This window comes from Chryseolinea sp. H1M3-3, from assembly GCF_029360725.1.
In the GTDB taxonomy this organism is placed as follows: domain Bacteria; phylum Bacteroidota; class Bacteroidia; order Cytophagales; family Cyclobacteriaceae; genus Chryseolinea.
Map to the genome: position 1 here is coordinate 125,777 of NZ_JARKMY010000002.1, position 21,417 is coordinate 147,193.

26 protein-coding genes are annotated in these 21,417 nt (G+C 40.8%); 14 read left to right on the plus strand and 12 right to left on the minus strand.

The genetic code is table 11. The features are described from left to right. Positions 1-11 precede the first annotated feature (11 nt). Both P2W71_RS07915 and P2W71_RS07920 read right to left on the minus strand, forming a co-directional pair. Positions 12-914 (minus strand): Nif3-like dinuclear metal center hexameric protein, encoded by a 903-nt coding sequence (locus P2W71_RS07915; protein WP_276369340.1) that lies wholly within the window; start codon positions 912-914, stop codon positions 12-14. A 114-nt stretch (positions 915-1,028) separates the two neighbouring features. Beyond that, positions 1,029-1,880, minus strand: coding sequence for an alpha/beta hydrolase (locus tag P2W71_RS07920; RefSeq protein WP_276369342.1), 852 nt, complete (start codon positions 1,878-1,880; stop codon positions 1,029-1,031). Positions 1,881-2,077: 197 nt separating this feature from the next. Between P2W71_RS07920 and P2W71_RS07925 the strand changes: the two genes are divergently transcribed. Both P2W71_RS07925 and P2W71_RS07930 read left to right on the plus strand, forming a co-directional pair. Continuing rightward, positions 2,078-2,629 (plus strand): hypothetical protein, encoded by a 552-nt coding sequence (locus P2W71_RS07925; protein ID WP_276369345.1) that lies wholly within the window; start codon positions 2,078-2,080, stop codon positions 2,627-2,629. 124 nt (positions 2,630-2,753) lie between these two features. Then, positions 2,754-3,713, plus strand: coding sequence for an MBL fold metallo-hydrolase (locus P2W71_RS07930; RefSeq protein WP_276369348.1), 960 nt, complete (start codon positions 2,754-2,756; stop codon positions 3,711-3,713). 193 nt (positions 3,714-3,906) lie between these two features. Here P2W71_RS07930 and P2W71_RS07935 read toward each other — a convergent pair whose 3' ends face one another. Then, positions 3,907-5,142, minus strand: a complete 1,236-nt coding sequence (locus P2W71_RS07935) for a geranylgeranyl reductase family protein (RefSeq protein WP_276369350.1) — start codon at positions 5,140-5,142, stop codon at positions 3,907-3,909. A 275-nt stretch (positions 5,143-5,417) separates the two neighbouring features. On the opposite strand from P2W71_RS07935, the gene P2W71_RS07940 reads away from it, so the two are divergent. Beyond that, positions 5,418-6,296, plus strand: coding sequence for a hypothetical protein (locus P2W71_RS07940; RefSeq protein WP_276369353.1), 879 nt, complete (start codon positions 5,418-5,420; stop codon positions 6,294-6,296). Between the two features lie 49 nt (positions 6,297-6,345). On the opposite strand, the gene P2W71_RS07945 is transcribed toward P2W71_RS07940, so the two are convergent. Beyond that, entirely contained in the window at positions 6,346-7,299 is a 954-nt protein-coding gene (locus P2W71_RS07945; RefSeq protein ID WP_276369355.1) for a hypothetical protein, read from the minus strand. A gap of 67 nt (positions 7,300-7,366) precedes the next feature. Continuing rightward, positions 7,367-8,332 carry a YihY/virulence factor BrkB family protein gene (locus tag P2W71_RS07950; protein ID WP_276369358.1) on the minus strand — a complete coding sequence of 322 codons (966 nt, stop codon included), beginning with the start codon at positions 8,330-8,332 and terminating at the stop codon, positions 7,367-7,369. 350 nt (positions 8,333-8,682) lie between these two features. Here P2W71_RS07950 and P2W71_RS07955 point away from each other — a divergent pair, with 350 nt between their 5' ends. From P2W71_RS07955 to P2W71_RS07985, 7 genes are all read left to right on the plus strand, one after another. Next, entirely contained in the window at positions 8,683-9,261 is a 579-nt protein-coding gene (locus P2W71_RS07955) for a hypothetical protein (protein ID WP_276369359.1), read from the plus strand. Between the two features lie 147 nt (positions 9,262-9,408). Further along, complete coding sequence (msrA, locus tag P2W71_RS07960) at positions 9,409-10,113, plus strand: peptide-methionine (S)-S-oxide reductase MsrA (RefSeq protein WP_276369362.1); 705 nt, start codon at positions 9,409-9,411, stop codon at positions 10,111-10,113. Positions 10,114-10,298: 185 nt separating this feature from the next. Further along, positions 10,299-10,661: a hypothetical protein gene (locus tag P2W71_RS07965; protein WP_276369364.1), complete on the plus strand. Its 363-nt coding sequence runs from the start codon at positions 10,299-10,301 to the stop codon at positions 10,659-10,661. Between the two features lie 10 nt (positions 10,662-10,671). Further along, on the plus strand, positions 10,672-11,130 hold the full coding sequence (locus P2W71_RS07970; RefSeq protein ID WP_276369366.1) for a hypothetical protein: 459 nt from the start codon (positions 10,672-10,674) through the stop codon (positions 11,128-11,130). Between the two features lie 35 nt (positions 11,131-11,165). Continuing rightward, positions 11,166-11,756, plus strand: a complete 591-nt coding sequence (locus P2W71_RS07975; protein ID WP_276369369.1) for a Crp/Fnr family transcriptional regulator — start codon at positions 11,166-11,168, stop codon at positions 11,754-11,756. 116 nt (positions 11,757-11,872) lie between these two features. Next, the gene (locus tag P2W71_RS07980) at positions 11,873-12,295 is read left to right on the plus strand and encodes an ester cyclase (protein WP_276369371.1); all 423 of its coding nucleotides are present in this window, start codon (positions 11,873-11,875) and stop codon (positions 12,293-12,295) included. A 185-nt stretch (positions 12,296-12,480) separates the two neighbouring features. After that, complete coding sequence (locus P2W71_RS07985) at positions 12,481-12,792, plus strand: hypothetical protein (protein WP_276369373.1); 312 nt, start codon at positions 12,481-12,483, stop codon at positions 12,790-12,792. A 5-nt stretch (positions 12,793-12,797) separates the two neighbouring features. On the opposite strand, the gene P2W71_RS07990 is transcribed toward P2W71_RS07985, so the two are convergent. Beyond that, positions 12,798-13,661, minus strand: a complete 864-nt coding sequence (locus P2W71_RS07990; RefSeq protein ID WP_276369376.1) for a phosphate/phosphite/phosphonate ABC transporter substrate-binding protein — start codon at positions 13,659-13,661, stop codon at positions 12,798-12,800. Between the two features lie 213 nt (positions 13,662-13,874). On the opposite strand from P2W71_RS07990, the gene P2W71_RS07995 reads away from it, so the two are divergent. The 4 genes from P2W71_RS07995 (at position 13,875) to P2W71_RS08010 (ending at position 16,510) form a co-directional block, all read left to right on the plus strand. Further along, the gene (locus tag P2W71_RS07995) at positions 13,875-14,309 is read left to right on the plus strand and encodes a response regulator (protein WP_276369379.1); all 435 of its coding nucleotides are present in this window, start codon (positions 13,875-13,877) and stop codon (positions 14,307-14,309) included. Positions 14,310-14,364: 55 nt separating this feature from the next. After that, positions 14,365-15,102 (plus strand): DUF72 domain-containing protein, encoded by a 738-nt coding sequence (locus P2W71_RS08000; RefSeq protein ID WP_276369381.1) that lies wholly within the window; start codon positions 14,365-14,367, stop codon positions 15,100-15,102. A 144-nt stretch (positions 15,103-15,246) separates the two neighbouring features. Beyond that, positions 15,247-15,822, plus strand: a complete 576-nt coding sequence (locus P2W71_RS08005) for a DUF4142 domain-containing protein (protein WP_276369384.1) — start codon at positions 15,247-15,249, stop codon at positions 15,820-15,822. A 193-nt stretch (positions 15,823-16,015) separates the two neighbouring features. Then, positions 16,016-16,510, plus strand: a complete 495-nt coding sequence (locus P2W71_RS08010) for a hypothetical protein (protein WP_276369386.1) — start codon at positions 16,016-16,018, stop codon at positions 16,508-16,510. Positions 16,511-16,525: 15 nt separating this feature from the next. On the opposite strand, the gene P2W71_RS08015 is transcribed toward P2W71_RS08010, so the two are convergent. From P2W71_RS08015 to P2W71_RS08040, 6 genes are all read right to left on the minus strand, one after another. Further along, a complete protein-coding gene (locus P2W71_RS08015) occupies positions 16,526-17,383 on the minus strand; it encodes an AraC family transcriptional regulator (RefSeq protein ID WP_276369389.1) in 858 nt (285 codons plus the stop codon). Between the two features lie 132 nt (positions 17,384-17,515). After that, complete coding sequence (locus P2W71_RS08020; protein ID WP_276369392.1) at positions 17,516-18,256, minus strand: LytTR family DNA-binding domain-containing protein; 741 nt, start codon at positions 18,254-18,256, stop codon at positions 17,516-17,518. Next, the gene (locus P2W71_RS08025; protein WP_276369395.1) at positions 18,225-19,316 is read right to left on the minus strand and encodes a histidine kinase; all 1,092 of its coding nucleotides are present in this window, start codon (positions 19,314-19,316) and stop codon (positions 18,225-18,227) included. The genes P2W71_RS08020 and P2W71_RS08025 overlap by 32 nt, the downstream gene beginning before the upstream one ends. 152 nt (positions 19,317-19,468) lie before the next feature. Continuing rightward, on the minus strand, positions 19,469-19,846 hold the full coding sequence (locus P2W71_RS08030; RefSeq protein WP_276369397.1) for a hypothetical protein: 378 nt from the start codon (positions 19,844-19,846) through the stop codon (positions 19,469-19,471). Between the two features lie 10 nt (positions 19,847-19,856). Beyond that, on the minus strand, positions 19,857-20,732 hold the full coding sequence (locus P2W71_RS08035) for an alpha/beta hydrolase (RefSeq protein WP_276369399.1): 876 nt from the start codon (positions 20,730-20,732) through the stop codon (positions 19,857-19,859). Positions 20,733-20,799: 67 nt separating this feature from the next. After that, the gene (locus P2W71_RS08040; RefSeq protein WP_276369401.1) at positions 20,800-21,390 is read right to left on the minus strand and encodes a TetR/AcrR family transcriptional regulator; all 591 of its coding nucleotides are present in this window, start codon (positions 21,388-21,390) and stop codon (positions 20,800-20,802) included. Positions 21,391-21,417 lie beyond the last annotated feature (27 nt).

Sequence of the window (21,417 nt, forward strand, 5' to 3'; positions counted from 1 at the left end):
CGAATGAGATGTTATGCTTCTTTGAAAGGGTAGTTGGATGGGACGTGAGTCACTTTAACGTCAGGTATTTTAGGTTGAAGCCAGGAAACCAGCCATTCCATTCCCGGCTCTTCGCTTTCTGCGTGACCCAATACAATCAACGACATGGGTAGCTGCATGGATTGAGCGTCGCGGATATACTCGGCGGTTTCCCATTCACTAATTTCGCCAACAATAAGTACATCTGGCTTTTCTCTTTGCAACAATTGGATCTGCGACCTTCCACCAGCCGCCCCAGGAGATAATGCGATGCGCTTACAAACCTGGTTGAGATCTCCAATGAATCGCACCTGCCTTATACCTAAACTTTTTTTCGAGTGTGTGATTAGCTCGGCCAAAGAAATTGGGGGAATGACGACTAATCTTGGATTGTCAACATTAAAATATTTTTGCCACCCTAACTTAGTCAACACACCCATTTGCACTCCGTCAGGTTTGTGCGTATGCCAGTAGTCATGGAAACGCCAGACAACAATGTTATGCTTTTTTAAAAGATCATTTTTATATTGAAATACGCGATCGGTTTCCAACCACGAGGTATCGTCACGGTGATTATAAAACGTAGGTTCGTGTGCAATGATAAAATTAACGTTTTGCACAACAGCCTGTTTAACAACATCGATGGTAGCAAACATTGTTGTTATGATTCCTCTAACTTCTTGTTGACCATCTCCTGACTTTATGGTATCCACGGTTTCCTTAAATGGAGCTCCAGGAATGGTTGTGAGAATTAAATCAATTACTTGTTGTATCGACATTTTAGCATGAAGAGGCGATACCACCGACGGTTGTGCCGCACTAAAATGGGGTAGTGCACTGCTGGCGCCTAATGCAAAACCAAGTTTAGAAAGAAATTCTCGTCTGGATTTTTTCATGATTCGATAGTTCAAGTGTGTCTTTGGTAAGTAAGTTCTTTTTTTGCGCGGTAGCCATGGGGTTAAGTACCTTGATGTTTTTATCATTTAGATGCTACTTCTAAACACGGGATATTAATTTTGTCCTGGTGTAAGTAAACCAGTGTCCGACATCCAATCAGCCATGCGTTGGGGCCACGTTTTTATGGAATTTAACTTCGAGCGATTACCCATGTTAAACCCATGTTTACCTTGTGTATAAATATGCGCCTCAACGGGTAGGTTAGCTGCGCGGTATCCTTGAAGCAATGTTACAACCGGCTCGGAGCAACATGGGTCATCGTTAGCAACCAACATAAAAAGTGGCGGCGCATCCTTCGGAATTATCTTCGGTACAAACCCTGGCCCTGGGTACACAAGCATCTGAAAATTTGGTTTTCCATTAGCCTTGTCGATCGGATCTTTTGCATTTGGATCACCACTACCGGAGCCATAAGCAACCAATGCAACAACTTCACCGCCTGCCGAAAATCCAAGCATGCCAATCCTTTCAGGATTGATATTCCATTCTTGTGCACGACTTCGCACTAATCTCATGGCGCGGTACGCATCTTCACGCACATGTTTTTCCAGCGAATAGGGTGATTTATCTTCATTCGCAAGACGATATTTCAATACGAAAGCAGTGACGCCGATACTGTTAAGGAACTCGGCCGCCTCCTTTCCCTCCGCGGTAATAACAAGTTCGCGGTGACCACCACCGGGACAAACAATTACAGCCGTGCCTGTTGCTTTATCCGCAGGGGCAGGATAAACTGTAATTGAAGGGTTGTGAATATTCTTCATCCACCAATCCTTTGCTTGTGTGGGTTCATTGCGTCGATTTTCGAACCCTGGCGCACCATTGGGCCATAAGAAAATCTCCTGTTGACCAAATAATACTTGTGGTACGCTTATAAGAAGCAAAAAGAAGAGTTTTGATTTCATACTAGATAAGATAGGCTGCTTGTCTACAATTTGTTTTTATAATAGCTGAACTTGTAAATCTAAATATACGATTCCAATGCATGTCAACATTTAAATTTACCTGGGAGGTCCGGAGGTGGTTTAAAGGCTTTCATAAAGTTTTTCGGTGTAATAAAGATTCTGAAAGAAAAAATTATCTTGGTCATATATCACTTTCTATGGAAAAAGAACCTCAACATCAACCCGGGAATTTGTTTAAAAGAAAAATAATGGCTGGCCTGGCAAAGACGGAATTTATCGTTGCGCTGGCTGCAATCATCGTGAGTATCTTGACACTTTTTGTGTATATCTATCAAGCGCGGATAATGCAGGAACAACAGCATGCCTCCGTATGGCCATACATAGAGTGGGATATGACGATCAGTTCTAAAGACGGCTTTTATATTTCGGTCGTCAATAAGGGAGTGGGTCCTGCAATCATTCGCTCGACAACTTTAAAACTGGATGGTGTATCTGTCGAAAGCCCATTGACATATTTAGAAAAAACCATCGGCAAGCTAGATTCCGTAGCTCTCTTTTCTGCCATGATTGATAAACGAGTGATCGCAGCAGGTGAGACGCTCGAATTGTTTCATGTTTATAGTGATATCAGACACCTGCTTCCATCAGATCTTTATCGTCGAACGTCTTATGAAATTTGTTATTGTTCTATATACGGTGATTGCTGGACGTCACAGGGATTTAATGTGGTGAAGAGCAGATGTGATTAGATTTCGATGAGGAGATCTACCTGAGTTTTGTTCTACGCCGCTTCGCAAAACACCAAGCGATAAGGCTTGACCCGATGATTTGTGACACGGTATGTTTTTTGTAAAGTCATGCAAAAAGAATATCATGGAACAGGAATTAATTCAACAGTACACTTCCAACCTCTTTGCAGTGGCCCCAGGTGTTTGGGGGAGAAAAGAAACCTTCGTCAATCTTTATTTCATCCAGGACCACATTTCGGGTGAGTGGGTTATGGTGGATGCAGGACTCAAATGGTCGGCATCAAATATCAAAAAAATAGTAAATGATATATTTGGAGAAGGTAGTAAACCTTCCGCCATCATACTTACGCATGGGCATTTCGATCATATTGGAGCGCTTGACACGCTTTTAAAGGAGTGGGATGTTCCTGTTTATGCACATCCGATGGAGCTGCCTTATTTGACAGGTCAATCAGCCTATCCGCCACCGGATCCCACTGTCGGTGGGGGCATGATGTCGACGCTGTCATTCTTATATCCTACAGGGCCAGTTGATCTTCGTGAGTATATCCGCCCACTCCCCAACGACAATACGTTGCCAGGCTTGCCGGAATGGAAATATATTCATACCCCTGGGCATTCCCCGGGGCATATTAGCTTGTTTCGTGAACGCGATAAGGTTTTAATTGCAGGTGATGCATTTGTGACAACGAAAGCAGAGTCGGCGATATCAGCGCTTACCTACATGAAGCATTTTTCGGGGCCGCCAAAATATTTTACCTGTAATTGGGCGTCCGCAAAGTTGTCTGTTTTAAAACTTGCAGCGCTGGATCCTGAAATTGTAACAACGGGCCATGGTAATCCCATGAAGGGTGCGGAAATGCGTAATCAGCTAGGAGTTCTCTCAAGGCATTTTGACGAATTGGCTGTTCCAGAGCAGGGTCGTTATGTAAATGAACCTGCGGTGACAAACGAAGAAGGTGTAGTATTTCTGCCTCAGGCTAAGGAAACAATCCCCACACTTGTAAAAGTATTCGCCGCTTCGGCAGTTGTATTTTCGTTGGGATTTTTAATATATAGTCAGGCAAGAAAGCAGCTGGCGTAAACTTGTCCCTTCGTCCAAACATTGTTATTGGCAACAATTTTAAACTAACCACAATAAACGCAAGCTCGAAAAAGTTACGATAGCATTGTGGTTAAATAAAATAGCGTCCTGTTCGCAGAAGTGAAGTGCATATACCTGAGCGTTGGGGCGCATTTGTTTAAAATACTAATCACATGTACTTTGTTGTGAATCATTAGTGCTGACTATTTCTGCCAAATAACAGCCGGTAATAAAAGGCCGGATGGACAAGAGACTTTTTCTTGTCAATATGGGCTAAAGAATCGATTAGTAACTGGTGGACTTGTTTACTTTGATTGGCTTTCTTCACAACAAAGTTGAACAGCGATGGATATTTACACAATTGTTGTAATGTTCGGCTTAATTTTAATTCTTTCCACAGGCGGTTATAAATTTCTTTATCGTAACGTTCATTGAATGATTTCGTAAAATCATTTTTCTGAAAGCATTCCAAAATGTGGTTCGCTGCAATACGTCCGCTCCTAATTGCGTTGGCGATGCCTTCACCTGAAAACGGATCGATCAGCGAGGCGGCGTCACCCGTCAAGAGAAATCGGTCGCCAGAGAGAGGTCTTTTCTTTGATCCCAGTGGCAAGCCATATCCCTTTATTGTTTCCAATGGTTTTGCATTTTTAAACCGCTCTGAAAATTTTGGATGCGTAGTGAGTAATTTGTTTAGCGAATCTTTAAGATTGATTTTCTTTTTCGAAACAGTTGACGAAAGCATACCAATTCCAACGTTAGCTTTGCCATCAGGTAACGGGAATATCCACAGATATCCGGGTAAAACTTCTTCAAAAAAATGTAGTTCGATAAAATTTTCCTGATGAAAACCCGTGACACCTTCGTAATAAACACGCAATCCTGCGCTAGAATGTTCCTTATCCGGTTTTGCATTCATTAACCTTTTAGCTATAACGGAATGGGCTCCATCGGCGCCCACTACAATGGGCGCTGAGAAATATCCATGGGTGGTGTTCAGTTGGATTTTATTCTGATCTTTTTGAATGCCCGTAACTTCGCAGTTTTGGTAAAATTTAACCGACGAAAATTCCCTCAGCTGCTGTACCAGAAAATTGTCAAAGTTCCATCGCGTGCATATATATCCACATCTTTTCTCCTTTTTGTAAATGAATGGAATATCAACATGCCTGCCGTCAGGTGCAAAGATTTGTACTCCGTACGAAGAAGTCTTTGGACTTAGATCCTGGAAATTATCAAAAACAGAAGGAGTTAACACCTTCAACTGGTTAATAACATCCACGCTTAAGGCGTCACCACATGTTTTGTCGCGCGGGAAGGTTGCTTTGTCCAGTAGGGCTACCGATAGGCCTGCCTTTCCCAGCACAATGGCTGTGGCTGTGCCGGCCGGTCCCGCGCCTGCAATGATAACATCAAATTTATTTTCCAATATTCACGAATAGTACGTGAAAATAAGCAACAGTATGTAATGTTGCCAACAATGGCAGATGTCTTGTCACTTCCTTTGGTGCTTTGATTGGTAAACGATGAGATAATAAAAAATAAATCACGCGCATAACATTAAACTTTTTGGAGTTTACTTCATCTAACTGGATTTTTTTGCATTGAATGCGAAATTATTTTTTCATAGCGGCCAGAGTTTTCATTAAACCTTTTTCTGTTGCACGTCTCTAAATGGCTCAAAACAGAAAACAAAAATAAGTTATGAAAACGCCAATTATTAAGAACATCATGGTCACACTATCCAGGAAGATTTTTTTCTTTTGTTTAAGTATGGCCTTCACGGCATTCATCGCCTGCAGTAACGAAGCTGAAGATGCTTCTCCTAATTTGTCACCGGATGAAAGAGAGACGGCAAGTTCTGAATCGCAACATGATTATTACTTCAATGATGCCGATGAACTGGCAATGGAAGCATTCGTAAGCGAAGATGCCCAGGCTACGGGTGGAAAAGTCACCACCGATATACGATTGTCGGGAGCTGTTGTAGTACGCGCAGGAACTTTCTCCAATGGTAGTCTTAAAATTGATTTTGGCGCAGGCTGCACCGATGCTGGTGGAAATGTCAGAAAAGGTTTGATTATCCTTGAACATGTGGGGAGATGGAAAGAAGCAGGTGCACAGTGGACGATCACTTTTTCTGGCTACTCCATCAATGGAATTGCCATTGAAGGTACAAGAAAGGTGACGGTCACCAATGTTACCGACATTAGTATTACGCATGATGTAGAATTGTTCGATGGTAAAATCACGTGGCCTGATGGGACCGTGGCAACGAGAACGTGTCACTTTATCCGCAAACAGGAATACAATGGATCACAATTATTGAGCAGGCTGATTGTAAATGGAGATGCACAAGGTACCTCGCGAATTGGCAAAAGTTTTACCGTTAAAATTCAGGAAGAATTGGTTTACGACCGCTCATGTTTTGATGCCGGTGTGTTTATTGCTGTTCAAGGAAAGAAACTAATAAAACATGGAGACCTTGAATTAACGATAGACTACGGTGACGGTTCGTGCGATAACACCGTAACGCTAACGAATAAAGCGGGGGTTACCATTCAATATGAAGTTTCAAAATAGATTAGTTTAAACAGATCTGGGACTATATCCTGGATCTGTTTTATTTTTTTTACACCAATCCGTTAGCAATTCTGTACATAAACTCAAAACCAAACCCCATGATCAAAAATCTTTCTTTTTTGTTTTGCAACAATTGTTGTGTCCAGTCAACAAATCCACCATCGGCAATTTCGAAAGTCCTGTTGTGTAGTTTGATGTCTACTTTGCACTGAATGCCTTTGTAGTAGGCATTATCTTTTTCAGGTTCTTTTACAATATTCACAATAATATCGGGCATTGCTTGTAGTGCATGCTCTGTGATCTTCTCAGCTAACCGAACTGAATCGGGATAACCGTTACGGCACAATAGCCTGAAGCTTAAATGATCGACGCAATAATAAGTCAGAAATATCTCGTTCATGACCTTCAAATGCTCCGTAAGAGCTTCTCTTTCAAATGTAAAATTACCCGTATCCATTCCTGATGTAACGAGGCATCCAATTTTGAAGTGCGGTGTAAATCCTTTACCGGGAATAACTTGCGTACGTACGTGCCGTTGGATCGTGGAGAACCGGAGTTTGTCGTTGGGAGTTTTTGGAATCCATGCGTTGGTTTTTTTTAGATCGCTAATATGTAGCGCCATGGCATTTGTTGCATCGGCCAACACCTCTGTGCCTCTGAGTGCAGATAATATTTTTTTTTGGTCAGCCGGCGCAACAACTGAACAAGCGCCAAGAATGCTTACAGGAGATAATTCTAACGGGGTGAAGGAACACTTCTGAAAGATCTTTAGCAACTCCAATTCAGCCTGCCGCAGTTCCATAACAGGTAGATCTGCGGGCTTTACAAACCGGTTCAATTGGTAGTGTTTTAGCAATTGCGCTGGCGTGCAGTCTGATGTTTTTATGCGCATGACTTCGAGCAGGAGCGAGTTTAAATCGCTTCCGGAAAGTTTTTTACTTAGCTGCTCTAGTAAATCTGGTTGGCCGATGCGATCGAGAATATTTTGAATAAAATAGGACATAATGATGGACGTCAAAATATCTCTAAAGATATTGACATTTTTACCAGGTATAGCAGCAGTTGAAAATTCAAGTCCTACTACCGTGATTCATTTTGGTATGTTTCTCGGTCTTCTTATTCACAATGGCGCCATTGTCAGTTTCGCCTCGTGTTGATACAGCAGCTTCGCTGGGCTGAACCTTTTTGCCGTAACGATTAGCAAACACCTGTGTAAATTCTGCACCAAAGAGAAGTATGATCCCTGCATAAGAAACCCACAGCATAATAAGGATGATAGAGCCTGCTGCGCCATACGTAGAGCCTGGGTCGCTTTTTCCAAAATATAAACCCAGCGCAAACTTCGCGATGACAAAAAGCACAGAAGTCATGAGGGCGCCGATCCAGACATCTCTCCAGCTGATCTTTGCGTCAGGGAGAAATTTGTAGATGGAAGCAAATAGCAATGTTACGACTGCTAACGATACCATAAAATCCAACACGCGAAATAATACCTGCAATGAGTCGGGTATGTATCCCGAGGCCCACGCGCCAAATGCGCTTAAGCCAGCCGATATAACGAGGGAGACCAGTAATAAAAAGCCCACCACCAGTATTAGCCCAAAAGAAAAGACACGATCACGAATCAACTTTAGAAATTTCTGTTTTGGTTTAGGTTTAACTTCCCACATCTTGTTGAGTATTTGCTGCAATTGATAAAACACGCCTGTGGCGCCGAATAGCATCGTTGCAACGCCCAGGATAGAAGCAATCACCGTTCCTTTGTTTTGGCTTGCCTTGTCTACAATAGATTGAACGTCGCTAGCGGTGTCACCACCTACCATAGCTTCTATTTGTCCCGTTAGCTGGCGAGTCACTTCCTGCTTATCGTAAAAGTATCCCGCTACATTGATGATGATGACCAACAAACCTGGAAGTGAAAAAATGGTGTAGTAAGCAATGATAATGCTATTGTTAAATGGCTCCCTTTCGTTCCATTGATTGAATGTATCTTTGAGGAGTGACCAAAAGCTTCGTAGGCGTCCTGAAATTCTCATGTGGAACTGCGGGAAAAAAATGTGCCAGTCACTGATTAATACTCGCAACCATGAATCAAGCGCACAAACTAGTTTTGCGGGGTAGAATTTCCTCACAAGCTCGCAATCTTATTCGAATATGCGGTAGTGTTTGCAACCCAATACCTTCCTGCTGCGTTTCATAGCTCGATTAAGCAAGATATCCACGACTGAATGCTTGCTGGATTATTTTTTACAACCTTTCTTGGATGAAGGTGTTATGGAAGGAACATACTTGCACTTTTTTATGGATAGGGGAAAAATTTTTTTTAAAGTAGTGTCGTGAAAAGAAATTTATATCACTTTTGTACCAACTAAATATAAAATAACTCATGAAAAAAATTGTTCTAGTGGTTTTATCTATGGCATTTAGCTTTGGCATCAGCCAGGCACAAGTAGACAAATCTTTTTATCAAAAGTCCTATGATTCCCGGAATAATGGCACGTTCGACAAATCAACAATGCTGTTAAGTTTTGGGCTTGGTGCACCGACTTTCCATCCAGGAAGATTTAATGCTTCACCTGCATTCTACGGCAAGTTTGAACACGGATTAATTCGCGATGAAGTTGGTTTAGGTGGGTATATTTCAACGGGGTGGGGATCATATAAGTATGCTGGCGATCGAGACAAATTTAATGCATTTAGCTTGGGTGTACTTGGCTATTATCACTTTAATAAACTTATTCCGTTGGAAAAAATGGATGTGTACGCAGGCGCTGGATTAGCATTTAGAAGGTTTGCATACAACTATGATGATAGCAATTTCGGCGCTGATTATACTGACTCCGGAGTGATCTTCGTCGTTAAGGTGGGTATCAGGTACTACGTGGTAAACAATTTCGCAGTGTATGCTGAATCCGGTTGGGATGATATGAGCAGTGTAAATTTCGGAGGCACTTTCCGCTTCTAATATATTTATTTAATAAAAAGGTCACTGGCATCTTCGTCGGTGACCTTTTGTTTTTTATAATGTCGATGTAAAATAATTGTCGCGGCCGAGACAGGCAGCACAAACTAAAACATATTACATTGCGCTACGCGCTTCTGAAGTTTTCTGATGCTTAAACACGCCAGCATCTATGCACGTAAACGCTATTTAATTATGTCTATGAATTACCTTATTTCCACCTTGACGCTTATTACTGTGGTGACACTTTGTTTCTCCTGTGAGGCTCAGAAGAAAAAAAGCGACCCGGTTAGAAAAATTGAATTGAAAGCACCAGAAGGTAAAGCCATTGCTGCATTTGCTGAAGGATGTTTCTGGTGTTCAGAACATATTTTTGAAGCGGTCGTGGGTGTAGATTCTGCCGTTTCAGGTTACGCCGGAGGAACTACGGCGAATCCAACCTATGAACTAGTGAACACAGAAACCACCGGTCATGCCGAAACTGTTCTGGTATATTATGATCCTAAAATTATTAACTTCCAAGAGCTGACCAAGGTGTTTTTTACCTCTCATGATCCGACAACACCAGATCAACAGGGTCCGGACAAAGGATCATCATACCGGTCAATTTTATTTTATTTGACGCCGGAGGAAAAAAAGATTGCCAAAACTTCCTTAGATCAATTTTCAAGTTCAGGTATATTCAAAAACCCTATTGTCACTGAAGTAAAAAAACTAACGGCATTTTATCGGGCCGAACAATATCATCAAGACTATATTGAGCATAATCCTGGAAGTCCATATGTTCAAGGGGTTTCGCTGCCCCGTTACGAATTATTTAAGAAGACCTATCAAGGAGCACTTAAACAGAGGTGATCTCCTATCGATCTGGCCGTATTCGTCAGGGCAGAACGCGAACAAGATGACGGCCTTACTTCATAAAAACGGAATGGCCGTCCCAAATTGAAATTGTTCTCCCTCTTGTTATGCCTTAATTCACCTAAAATCGCGGTTAAATCCTATGGCACGTTTATTCATTGCTCTCTGGCAAATGGAAAAGTATGAAAGCAATAACTTTACTTACATGCATGCTTTGGGTAGGATTTACCGCGTCAGCTCATGAAACAAAATTAAAAGACCCCGTACGTGTTGTCTCATCCAGAATGGATGTCTTCTATTTCAAATTAGACAAAAAATTTGTCGGCGCCGATCTCGAAATATATTCGCAAGATGGTGTCAAAATTCTGTCTCAAAAAATTGTTCGTCGCAAAGTTCTGGTTGACTTCTATTATGAAAATAAAGGGAGATATGTCATCCATTTACAAAAGGGAGAAGTTGTAAAGGAGTTCGATTTTATTAAAGCCGAGGCTTGTCCAGAGGTTGAAAAGCCAGCACAATTAATTACCATAAAGCAAGGAATATAATAAGCGCTGAATGATGAAGAAAACAATACTAGTACATTTGCCAACGGCTGTGCTATGGCAATTCCGGGAATTTAAGAGAGACGAAGTTCCTGCTCCAAAAAATTCGTTTGTGCCTACCTACTCCGTTGACGAGGTAACGCATTATGTCAAAAATAAAAAAGGTACTATAGAACCTGTTGAGTTATCAATCATCGGAAATCGTGCACTTTTAACAGATGGTAATCACAGAATTGTTGCAGCACAAAGACTTGGTTTTAAGATGATACCGGTAAATTTGGTTGTGTTTTTTGGCGAGGATTCCCATCCTTTCTATGATCATACTATCCAAAGATTTAAGCCGCTTTCCAGGCATCTTGAGCTGTGGCTGAAAAGAGCATTCATGGTCATTGATTTCAAGCGGTTTAAAGTAATTAAGTCCCAGGAACTCTTATGCGTTTTAAATTTTAAACAGCACCATAATTTGAATTGAGCTGCCTTTCTTACCTTTATCCATGCATACGCTGCATGGATAAGTTCGAACATTTGTATCATACTTTGTCGGGGTTCATGAACCTAACCTCCGCGGACAAGAAGCTCATTCGTATTCTTTTTAAGGAAGTAACTTTTAAGAAGGGTACACTCTTTTTAAAGCAAGGAAAGATATGTGATCACCTGGGTTTTATCTGCAAAGGAATTTTTCGTTATTACATCGACCGAGATGGTGAAGATAAGACGTATAACTTCGCGACAGAAGGTGATTTCCTTTGTAATTATGAAAGCTTGATTCAATGTGCTCCCTCAGCAAAACATATTGAGGCTATTGAACTTAGTGAAGTGTTGGTCATTTCGAAAAAAGACCTGCAACGCTTTTATAGTGAAGTACGGGATGGAAATCTCTTCGGTCGACTTCATATGGAAAATGTATATGCAGTAACGATCAGACAGTTGATATCCCAATATACTGAATCTGCAGAGGAACGATATCTAAAATTTCTGCGCATGCATCCCACGCTTAACCAACGCATTCCTCAGTATTATATCGCTTCATTCATTGGTGTGAAACCACAATCATTAAGTCGTATACGAAAAAGATTAGCGAGACGACTCATTTCTTAACCCAGGTGCATCATTGGTTCCCAAAGGCAACGTGATATTTGCTCATCTTAAAAGGTGGCGGCTGTTTTATTGCTGCTTTTCCTCTATAAGAATTCGGTATCTTAACAATTCACAAAATGAAAAGTATTATTGAAGCCAACCAGGCGTTGATTGAAGCTTATTTTTATGAGCTATGGAACAAAGGGGATTATGATAAACTTGATTCCCTCATTGATCCCGATTACATCAATCACAATCCAAGCACCGCCGACCCATTGCCTGGTCCAAAGGGGTTGAAGCCTATAATAATGGAGATGCGAAATGGTATTCCAGATCTTAAGTACACCATCCAGGAAAGTATTGTTACACCAGACCGGGTGGTTGCCCGGGTTTTGGTTACCGGCACCCATCTAAATACCTTATTCGGAATTTTGCCTACCGGCAAGCGCATTGAAGTTCAGCAAATCAATATAGAACACATTAAAAACGGAAAAATCATAGCCCATTGGCGTGTAACGGATGAGCTTAAAATGATGCAGCAATTGGGGTTGGTGCCTTGAACCGGCCGAATTTCAAAGATTTCATTGACTATGCGTACAAAATATTTTAAATTGTTCGTTAGCATAAGAAAAATTTTATGGTTTTCAGGGTAGTGGGGTTAATATTATTCATAGCATGTTCAGCTTGTCAATCAGGCAAAATTCCCTGTCCGGAAATAAAATTCGCAAAAGTAAAAGAATCAAAATTGAAGAAGGGGACCCGTTACGCTGCGGCGCCTTCGCGGATGATCGCAAGTACAAAGCCATTACCAAGTCAGCAGCATTATAAGGAACAGGTAGATCTTGAGCGTCTAAAATCTTCCAGGACGACTGGAAAACAAATGCTGGAACAATATGGCACCGTAGAAGAATGGGATTGTCCGAGCCCTTCGGGAAAAAAGAAATATTCGAAGGTGACTAAAGAGAATATAAAGAAGAATGAGAAGAAAATGCGCGAACATCTAAAGCATCGCAATTCTGCTGATTCTGTTTCTGCCGCGCCGGCAAATGCTTACTGAGATTTTCATTTTCCTGATCCCATAACACTCCTCAACGAGTTATAATCCGCATCCGAAGCTTTAACAAAGCCTTCCGTTCCATACAGGTCCAGAAGTGTTTGCTTGCCTTTGGCATCCGTTGCAAGTTTGACTAGCCCTGTGTATAACTTTCTTGCTACATCGGGATTAAAATTCTTAGAAAACACGATAGGATCATTCGGTATAGGATCTGTCTTTGCGATAATAACCACTTTGTTTTCTATGTCCGGGAATTTTTCTTTGAGTCTCGCACGTGCATCCCGCATAACGCCATCGCTGGACGGCGGGGAATAGAACGCTGCACCACCTTCCACCTTTCCCTCATATACCAACCTGACTACCTCATCGTGCTTCTTTACAAAAGTTTGCTTGCCGAGTTGTATTTTATTTTTTTCAAACATTTTCCGGGGATACAGATAACCGGAAGTCGAGAGTTCATCGGTGTAAGCAAAAGTTTTTCCATTAAGGTCTTTAATACTTTTAATCCCTGACGCAGCCCGTGTGATAATCATTCCGTAATAAACTGAATGGCCAAACCGCACCGTTCTTAACTTGACCATAGCTCCATATTTCTGATTCGCTAGGATATAACTCTGGCTGCTCATCATGGCGAAGCACGGCGTTGCTGAATTAAAATTATCGACCAATTCATCATAGGTATCTGGTATTATCATTTTTATAGTAAGACCAGTTTCTTTTTCGAGAAAATTCTTTATGAATAAGCCATGCTTGTCTAACAAGTCAGCCGACAGGGAGGGCGTAAGATAAAAATTAATAACGTCGGTCTTCTGGGCTGCCAATTGAAATACCGTGAACGATAAACACAAAAAAATGAGGCTAATCTTTTTCATACATTCAAACTTATGCTTGCTTAAAAGCTAATGAATTCACTTTGTATTACGAAATAGAAAGTGGCTTTGCTCGAAATCTGCACGGTTTTTTGGGTTTAATGTAAACATAGTTATCTTGAGTAAGTTAATAGGTAAGGAAGTTTGCCCACTGAATCATAAAAATATCTGGAGGATAGCATAAGCTCCCATCCGTTGATCGAACACGGAAAACACATGGAAAAAAAATTGTTTATATCGGATCCTATTGTAATTGTTGAAGACGACGCTGATGATCAATATTTTATTCGCATGCTGTGTGAAAAATTGGGTGTTACTTCCGAGCTTCTTTTTTTTGACGATGGCGTAAAAGCCCTTCACTACCTTCAGACGACACAAAAGAAAATATTTCTCATTCTCAGCGATATCAACATGCCGATGATGAACGGGTTGGAGCTTAGAAGACGAATACAGGCTGATGAAACATTAAGAAAAAAAAGTATCCCATTTATATTTCTTTCGACCGCTGCTAGACAGAAAGACGTGGATGAAGCATATGATCTGACGGTTCAGGGTTTTTTCGTAAAAGCTTCTCAATTAAGTGAGATGGAGGCAACATTGGAACTGATATTACGATACTGGGCCAAGTGTAAACATCCCAATTCCTTTTAAAGTGGATGCTTCTGCGGCAGTGCATGACTGGCATAATATTGGGGCGACGGTTTGAATGAAAAAATGGTGGATAGGATGCTCAGGTTTTCACTATAATGGTTGGCGGGAGGTTTTTTATCCGAAGGGCCTTTCTCAGCGCAAATGGTTTGAATTTTATTGCGAATCGTTTAACACCGTAGAGCTCAACGTTACCTTTTATCGTTTTCCAAGGGTGAAGGATCTTCAAAACTGGTATGACAGAAGTCCTGAAGATTTTGCTTTTACTGTAAAGGCTCCCCGGTTAATAACCCATTATAAACGCTTCAACAATGCATCGCGAGAGCTGCACGATTTTTATGATACGGTAGCCAAAGGGTTAAGGGATAAGTTAGGTGCCATTTTATTTCAATTACATCCTCAAACTGAATACAGCGAGGAAAAACTCGAACAGATCTTAAAAAGTTTGGATCCTGCATTTACGAACGTTATAGAGTTCAGACATATCAGTTGGTGGCAACCAAAGGTGGTTAAGGCGCTGCAAAGCCACCAGGTTACTTTTTGTAGCATTAGCTATCCAGGACTACCCGATGATATTTATAAGACAGCTCCTGCTATGTATTACCGCTTTCACGGCGTCCCAAAACTTTACCTGTCTTCGTATAGCAAGGTGAAATTACAGCAGGTCGTCAAAGAAATAATACAAAAGCGCAATGTTGATGATGTATACGTTTATTTTAACAACGACATTGAAGTTGCGGCGGTGAGCAATGCGCGAACAGTGCAAGGGCTAGTTAGCAAAAAAAAATCGTTGTAGGAGGTAACGTTTGTGTAAAATGATCTACACTACGTTGTGTAACCACTACGCACTTTTCGTGCAAATGTTGTAATAACAGCCCCTCTTATAGATTTTTCTGGTGGCATTATTTTTTATGTAGTGCCTGTCAAAAACATTTTAACTATGAAAAAGATAAAAATATTAACCCTGTTATTTGCGGCCAGTTTCTTTGCACTTGTATCGTGCGAAACGAAAAGTAACCAGCAGGATAGTACAGAGGTCGCAGAAGAACAAAATGAACAAAAATTGGAAGACACGGATTTGGAAGATGACGCCGAGTTTGCTGTATCAGCAGCCGAGGGTGGAATGCTTGAAGTCCAGCTTGCACAACTTGCGTTGACCAAAGCGACTTCTCCAAAAGTAAAAGAGTTTGCACAATCAATGGTTGATGATCACAGCAAGGCCAATGAAGAATTGAAGAGTCTGGCTCAGTCGAAGAATATTACTTTACCTACCACTTTAAGCGAGGAAAAACAAAAAGACTACAATGATCTTGCTGAAAAATCAGGCGCTGACTTTGATAAGGCTTACAGTGAATTCATGGTTAAGGACCACAAAGATGATGTGAGTAAATTCAAAAAAGCAGCTGATAATGCTGAAGACGGTGATATTAAATCATGGGCAGCTGCAAAGGTGCCGGTATTGGAACATCATTTAAGCATGGCTGAATCTTTGGAAGATGCTGTTGAAAATAATTAGTATGCATTAGTACGGTCATAGATCACCCTTTTATTTTTGTGCCTTTGAATCCGATGGGAGATACCATTGCGAGTCAAAGGCACAATTGTTTTTGTGACCTAGCCGCAAGCTCATCGGGAAGTCAGCATTTTTTTGCAACAGATTATGGGGCGTTGATCGGATATTAGTTGTGTTGTAATCAACGCAGGTAAACATGAAACCGAAAGTCCTTCCTCAGTACCATAACGTTTCACGAAAGGCTTGGACGACAATCTTATTGACTACACTGCTGGTTGGAACACTCGATGCCCTTGCAGCGATCGTGGTTTACCAGGTTGATCCTACCCGCTTGTTTAAATTTATAGCGAGTGGTGCCTTCGGTGCTGGCAAAGCTTTTTCAGAAGGTAGTCTTATGGTTTTTTTTGGAATCCTATTTCATTACCTGATTGCTTTTTCATGGGTTGGGATATTTTTTTTGTTATACCCAATATCCTCGCTGGTGAAAAAGAATAGGTATGTTACCGGGGTATGCTACGGAGTTTTTATTTGGATTATCATGAACCAGGTTATAATTCCCTTAAGTGAAATTCCAAAAGGCGATTTTGATAGCAAGGCAGCATTAATGGGTACTTTAATTTTAATTTTCGCGGTAGGTTTGCCGACATCGCTGATTATCCACCGTTACTACTCTAGGAAGGATATGATGTGAAGAACGGAGGATGAGTTACACATGGTGGAGCTTGAGCGGAGAATGTCCTGTTACTTTTTTGAAGGCATTACAAAAATGTGCGCTGTCCGTGAAACCTAAGGAGAATGCAATGTCACCGATGGGTTGCCGGTGCCGAATTAATGTTTTTGCATATTCAATTTTCATTTTCAACACAAATTGGTAAGGACTTAACCCGATTGTATTTTTGAATAGTCTTGAAAAGTGAAAGATGCTGAGATTCGCAGACTCGGCAAGTTGTTCTAACGTAATGACGCCGTGTAGATGGGTCCGCACATATTCGATGATCGTCTTTAGCTGGCAAGAAGATAATTTACCTTTCGGTGCAAATATTCTTTTATCACGAGTCGTGTAGTTGGCTGCTAAATGAATGCCACACATAACTCCCAGACTTTCGATATATAACTTTTCTGTCATTAAGCCGAGAGGCGCCGTTGTAAACACTGAACTTATATCTGCCAATAACGAATCATAAATATTGTGTTCTTCCCGAAATTTAATGTTATCCGTTTCAAGAAGTTTTTCGACATATAATGGATCAAAAGCAATTTCAAGTATTGTACACGAGCCATGATATTCAATTTCAACGGTATCACCACACGAATTTAGCGAAATGATGTTTCCGGGAGTGCATCTGCCTGAACGCCAATCTCCATTTGATTTCCACGATAAATAAATTGGTCCGCCAAGGTTGATCTGTAAAGTATGTTTCGAAAGCAAACACTTGGAGAGAGAGATGCTGCCAGACGATTTTTGTTTAATTGTTAAACCATTCCAGGTGACGCCTTTATCAACGATGGGCACTGTTTCCAAAACATCATTTTTTGAAACTTGATCAAGCGAAAGATGTATCATATAACATGTCGTTACTGACTAGAAACTAAAACAATTAAAATTTAGTATATGTCTGTCAATTGGCGTAATAAGTGAGATAGACGACATGTATCGTATGATGTATGCGCACCGTGGGTCGCATAGGGCAATGAATTATTTTTGAAGGGAATTCACCTGACCACTCAGGGTCTTGAGAAACTCTAAAACATAAAGTTTATAATTTCTTCCAACAGGCAGGTAACGGTTGGCAATGAGAATACGGTTCGCCTCGGCGGTTTTTATTTTGTCTGCGGCAACAATAAATGACCTGTGTATTCGAATAAACTTTTCTGCCGGAAGAAATTGTTCATAGTACCCGAGCGTCTGGCGAGTCATAATTTCCTGGTTGTCAACTAAGGTGAATTTTAAATAGTCGCGTTGGCTTTCAATGAATGTAATTTCATCCATGTAAATTTTGTGCAATTGTTTGTTTCCTTTTACAAAGAAAAACGATTTGTCTTGGGCTGCTGTTTTTGATATAATGGAATTGTCGGTCAACGGTGCATCGTGCAATGCTTTGTTGACGGCCTTACGGAATCGTTCAAAAGAATAAGGTTTCAACAAATAGTCAATAACATCGAGATCAAATGCGTCTATCGCGTAGTCCCGATACGCTGATGTAATAACAACTTTCGGCTTATGAGGAAGCGCCTTTAACAATTCAATGCCCGTCATTTGGGGCATTTTGATATCGAGAAATAGAAGGTCGACACTGTTAATTTTTAAAAAATTAAAAGCTTCAATTGCGTTGTTCATTTGAGCGGCTACTTCCGCGAAATCGATTTTATCCAGGTAGGACTTTAAAATGTCCTGCGCAATTGGTTCATCCTCTACTATAAGACACTTCAGTTTCATGCACTGTGCGTTCAGTTACTTTCATTCTTGCTATCGCGATCTTCAAAATGATAAGAAAGCTCTCAGGACTCTCGATAACACTAAGCGAGTGGTCAGAACCGTAAATCAGCTGAAGCCTTCTCTTTACATTATTTAAGCCAATGCCTTTGCCATTTTCTGGCAATGTTCTTTCAATCTTTCCATTTTCAATTTTAAAAACAAATTCATTTTTGAATGTTGAAAAATCAATGTTAATCCACGCGTCTTTTATCATTTCCGATGCACCATGTTTAAAACTATTTTCAACCAATGGAAAAATTGAAAGCGGAACAATAGAAAGACCATTAACATTGTCCTGTACATTCAGCGAGATTGAAAGATTTCCGGGGTACCGTAATTCCTCAAGCTCTATGTAATCGCGGATACATCTGATTTCTTCTTGCAGAGGAATTCGTTCGCGATTGCTTTGATGTAACATGTGATGTAAAATTCTGGAGAGTCGTAGTATAGACTCCTGTGCATGCATCGGATTTTTCGCAATTAATCCATAAAGATTGTTAAGGGTATTAAACATGAAGTGGGGGTTGATTTGATCTTTCAACATTTTTAATTCAGCCTCCAGTTTTGTTTTCTCCATTTCAGATACCCGTCTTTCATTTTCATACCACATTTTTATCAACTTGATGACGACCGCGATGCATGCGTGCAAAAAGGCATAAAAGGCTCGGACAAATATTTGTGGCACATCAAAGAGGCTGACCTCGCGTCCATACAAGGATAGCGCAATGAAAAGAATATGCCCCATAACGCCGCTTACTAAAAAGGCAACGAATAAAAAGATGAGAGATTTTGAAAAAAGCTTTTTGGCAACGAACTGGGGAATGATCCAATACATTACCGTATATGCCAGAAATACCTGGGGTGGGACTTCAGCCAAGACTATCGTGATGAATCCATTTACATTGGCATACCCAAAACCAAAGATCAACACATCCAGAACATACAGCGCTATCCAAAACAGTACATGGTATAATATACGTACCAGCTTGGTAGGATTGGAAATATCGAAATCGGTATTCATGTCCTGTTGACCGAAAGTGTTGTCAGGTAAAAGTATTTAATAAATAGGTATGCCGCTAAGGAATGCCGACCAATTCGAGGCGGTGGGAGTGACTCCCGACAACTAGGCAAGAATTTGCAAAAGAAGCAACATCTTTTATCGGGATAGGAAGATTATTCTACCGTAAGCTTGAGGATGGATCCCTTCGTTTTATAATTAACGGTCGAATTTACGATAACAGCATATACACCAGGCACTGCCTCTGGTAGTGCTGTAATTGTTACCTCCACTACATTTGCATTTCCACTTTCAGGATTGAAAGCAAATTTGATCCCGGCCGGAAGAGAAGTAGATATTCCCATTTTCATTTTGCCTTTTTGATACGCTCTTGACTTTAGAATCCTGACCTCCATCTTTTTACTCTGCCCTCGAGTGATATCAAGTGCATCTGATGACAATGAAACAACGAATTCCTTCTCCGGAATTTCCACCACCTGTGCGTTGCCAATGAAGGAGATGCCAAGAAAAAATAAAGACAATAACGGTTTCATATTGAAATAGTTAGCGCTGATTAGAGATAGACATTTCAGTATTGAAGCGTAAGGACAAAGGATCATTCACAAAGTGAACAACTTCTTTTACAACATCGGTGGATTTCAAATTGTGACCAAATCCTTTTGTTTTGATGAGTTTTGAATTCTTCCATGCACGGTGAATTCTTTCTGCATGGTGGAACGGCGTTTCGTTATCATGCTCGTCGTGGATGATCAATCCTGGCACCTTAAGGGTGGAAGCAAATACCGGCGCTGAAAAAAAGGCTGGGCTCACTTTAAATGTTTTTTCGAAATACTCCACTATTAATTGTGTGCTTTTTTTTGACAGGCGTAAAGCGCTTGTGAAATAATCAAAAAACTCCTGCGCTTCCCCCGGAGATGCCAACGCAACTATCTTGTTGACAGACAACTCGGGATTTCGATAAAATGCGTAAAATGTCGCGAACCCTCCAAGCGAATGCGTAATGATGGTATCAACACTTCCAATTCTTTTGATCTGTTCTCGTATGACCTCACTATAAAGGGGAACGTTCAACATCTTCCCGCCTGAAAGACCGTGTCCGGGTGCATCGAGTGTGTAGACAGTATGATCCTTGCTTAAAGCTTCAATGTAAATTTTCCAGCGGTAAGAGTGACTTTGCCAACCATGGAGTAACATAATAACTTTTTCTCCTGTTCCCCAACGGTACGTCTGAATGTGATTGCCATTATAGGTAAAACTTTCTTTGGTCGCGGAGTTGAAAAAAGCCTGTTGCTTTTCATTAATAGGAACCCGAATGGGTCGACAGAATAATTCAAATCCTAACTGGGCCGTTTTAGCAGGAGCTATATGGGCAAGTGTGTTCAGTCCTGCGCCAATGCTTTTAGTTATTATGTTTTTCATAGCGGTATTATATTACTTTCATTCCGTTGAAATAGATACCAATTGGTATCTTCGTGAACAAAAAAAATCAAATTTCTATTTCCGAAATTTGTTTTTCCAGGTGTTTAATAATGCGTTTAATGTCATCATCATTTCCACTGAGTTTACTCATCATAATGGCGCCCTCCAGCGAAGCAATGATAAGTGTCGCATACAACTCCTTATCAATACCTTTTTTCAGCTGCTTATAATGAATTCCTTTTTCCAAAATCGATATAAGTGCACTGCGAAGTCCATTAAGAATTTTAAGTGCTGTCTTTCGTAATTCAGGATGAGCATCATCCGCTTCCACGGCCGCATTCAATAGTGGGCATCCTCCTTCAACCGGAGGGTCGCTGATATAAGATTCAAAAAACTGTACGACCGCCCTGAGCTTGTCTCCTGCAGTTAATTGTGCTTTTATGCGGTCACGAACTTTTTCATTCATGATACCAGACAAATGCGTGAGCGTCTCAATTTCTAACTCATCTTTACTTGCAAAATGCCGGTAAATTGCCCCTTTCGTTAATCCTGTTGCATCGGTTATGTTACTGATTGAGGTAGCCTTATAGCCCTGGGTATTAAAAAGAATTCCGGACTCTTTCAGAATGTTTTCTTTTGTGATTTCAGGGTTGCGCATTCACAAAGATACCAATCGGTATCTTAA

Excerpts from the sequence above, each read along its gene's own strand:
- P2W71_RS07915 (WP_276369340.1), bottom strand. The coding sequence starts at position 914 with ATGAAAAAATCCAGACGAGAATTTCTTTCTAAACTTGGTTTTGCATTA.
- P2W71_RS07920 (WP_276369342.1), bottom strand. The coding sequence starts at position 1,880 with ATGAAATCAAAACTCTTCTTTTTGCTTCTTATAAGCGTACCACAAGTA.
- P2W71_RS07925 (WP_276369345.1), top strand. The coding sequence starts at position 2,078 with ATGGAAAAAGAACCTCAACATCAACCCGGGAATTTGTTTAAAAGAAAA.
- P2W71_RS07930 (WP_276369348.1), top strand. The coding sequence starts at position 2,754 with ATGGAACAGGAATTAATTCAACAGTACACTTCCAACCTCTTTGCAGTG.
- P2W71_RS07940 (WP_276369353.1), top strand. The coding sequence starts at position 5,418 with ATGAAAACGCCAATTATTAAGAACATCATGGTCACACTATCCAGGAAG.
- P2W71_RS07945 (WP_276369355.1), bottom strand. The coding sequence starts at position 7,299 with ATGTCCTATTTTATTCAAAATATTCTCGATCGCATCGGCCAACCAGAT.
- P2W71_RS07950 (WP_276369358.1), bottom strand. The coding sequence starts at position 8,332 with ATGAGAATTTCAGGACGCCTACGAAGCTTTTGGTCACTCCTCAAAGAT.
- P2W71_RS07955 (WP_276369359.1), top strand. The coding sequence starts at position 8,683 with ATGAAAAAAATTGTTCTAGTGGTTTTATCTATGGCATTTAGCTTTGGC.
- msrA (WP_276369362.1), top strand. The coding sequence starts at position 9,409 with ATGCTTAAACACGCCAGCATCTATGCACGTAAACGCTATTTAATTATG.
- P2W71_RS07965 (WP_276369364.1), top strand. The coding sequence starts at position 10,299 with ATGAAAGCAATAACTTTACTTACATGCATGCTTTGGGTAGGATTTACC.
- P2W71_RS07970 (WP_276369366.1), top strand. The coding sequence starts at position 10,672 with ATGATGAAGAAAACAATACTAGTACATTTGCCAACGGCTGTGCTATGG.
- P2W71_RS07975 (WP_276369369.1), top strand. The coding sequence starts at position 11,166 with ATGGATAAGTTCGAACATTTGTATCATACTTTGTCGGGGTTCATGAAC.
- P2W71_RS07980 (WP_276369371.1), top strand. The coding sequence starts at position 11,873 with ATGAAAAGTATTATTGAAGCCAACCAGGCGTTGATTGAAGCTTATTTT.
- P2W71_RS07990 (WP_276369376.1), bottom strand. The coding sequence starts at position 13,661 with ATGAAAAAGATTAGCCTCATTTTTTTGTGTTTATCGTTCACGGTATTT.
- P2W71_RS07995 (WP_276369379.1), top strand. The coding sequence starts at position 13,875 with ATGGAAAAAAAATTGTTTATATCGGATCCTATTGTAATTGTTGAAGAC.
- P2W71_RS08000 (WP_276369381.1), top strand. The coding sequence starts at position 14,365 with ATGAAAAAATGGTGGATAGGATGCTCAGGTTTTCACTATAATGGTTGG.
- P2W71_RS08005 (WP_276369384.1), top strand. The coding sequence starts at position 15,247 with ATGAAAAAGATAAAAATATTAACCCTGTTATTTGCGGCCAGTTTCTTT.
- P2W71_RS08010 (WP_276369386.1), top strand. The coding sequence starts at position 16,016 with ATGAAACCGAAAGTCCTTCCTCAGTACCATAACGTTTCACGAAAGGCT.
- P2W71_RS08015 (WP_276369389.1), bottom strand. The coding sequence starts at position 17,383 with ATGATACATCTTTCGCTTGATCAAGTTTCAAAAAATGATGTTTTGGAA.
- P2W71_RS08020 (WP_276369392.1), bottom strand. The coding sequence starts at position 18,256 with ATGAAACTGAAGTGTCTTATAGTAGAGGATGAACCAATTGCGCAGGAC.
- P2W71_RS08025 (WP_276369395.1), bottom strand. The coding sequence starts at position 19,316 with ATGAATACCGATTTCGATATTTCCAATCCTACCAAGCTGGTACGTATA.
- P2W71_RS08030 (WP_276369397.1), bottom strand. The coding sequence starts at position 19,846 with ATGAAACCGTTATTGTCTTTATTTTTTCTTGGCATCTCCTTCATTGGC.
- P2W71_RS08035 (WP_276369399.1), bottom strand. The coding sequence starts at position 20,732 with ATGAAAAACATAATAACTAAAAGCATTGGCGCAGGACTGAACACACTT.
- P2W71_RS08040 (WP_276369401.1), bottom strand. The coding sequence starts at position 21,390 with ATGCGCAACCCTGAAATCACAAAAGAAAACATTCTGAAAGAGTCCGGA.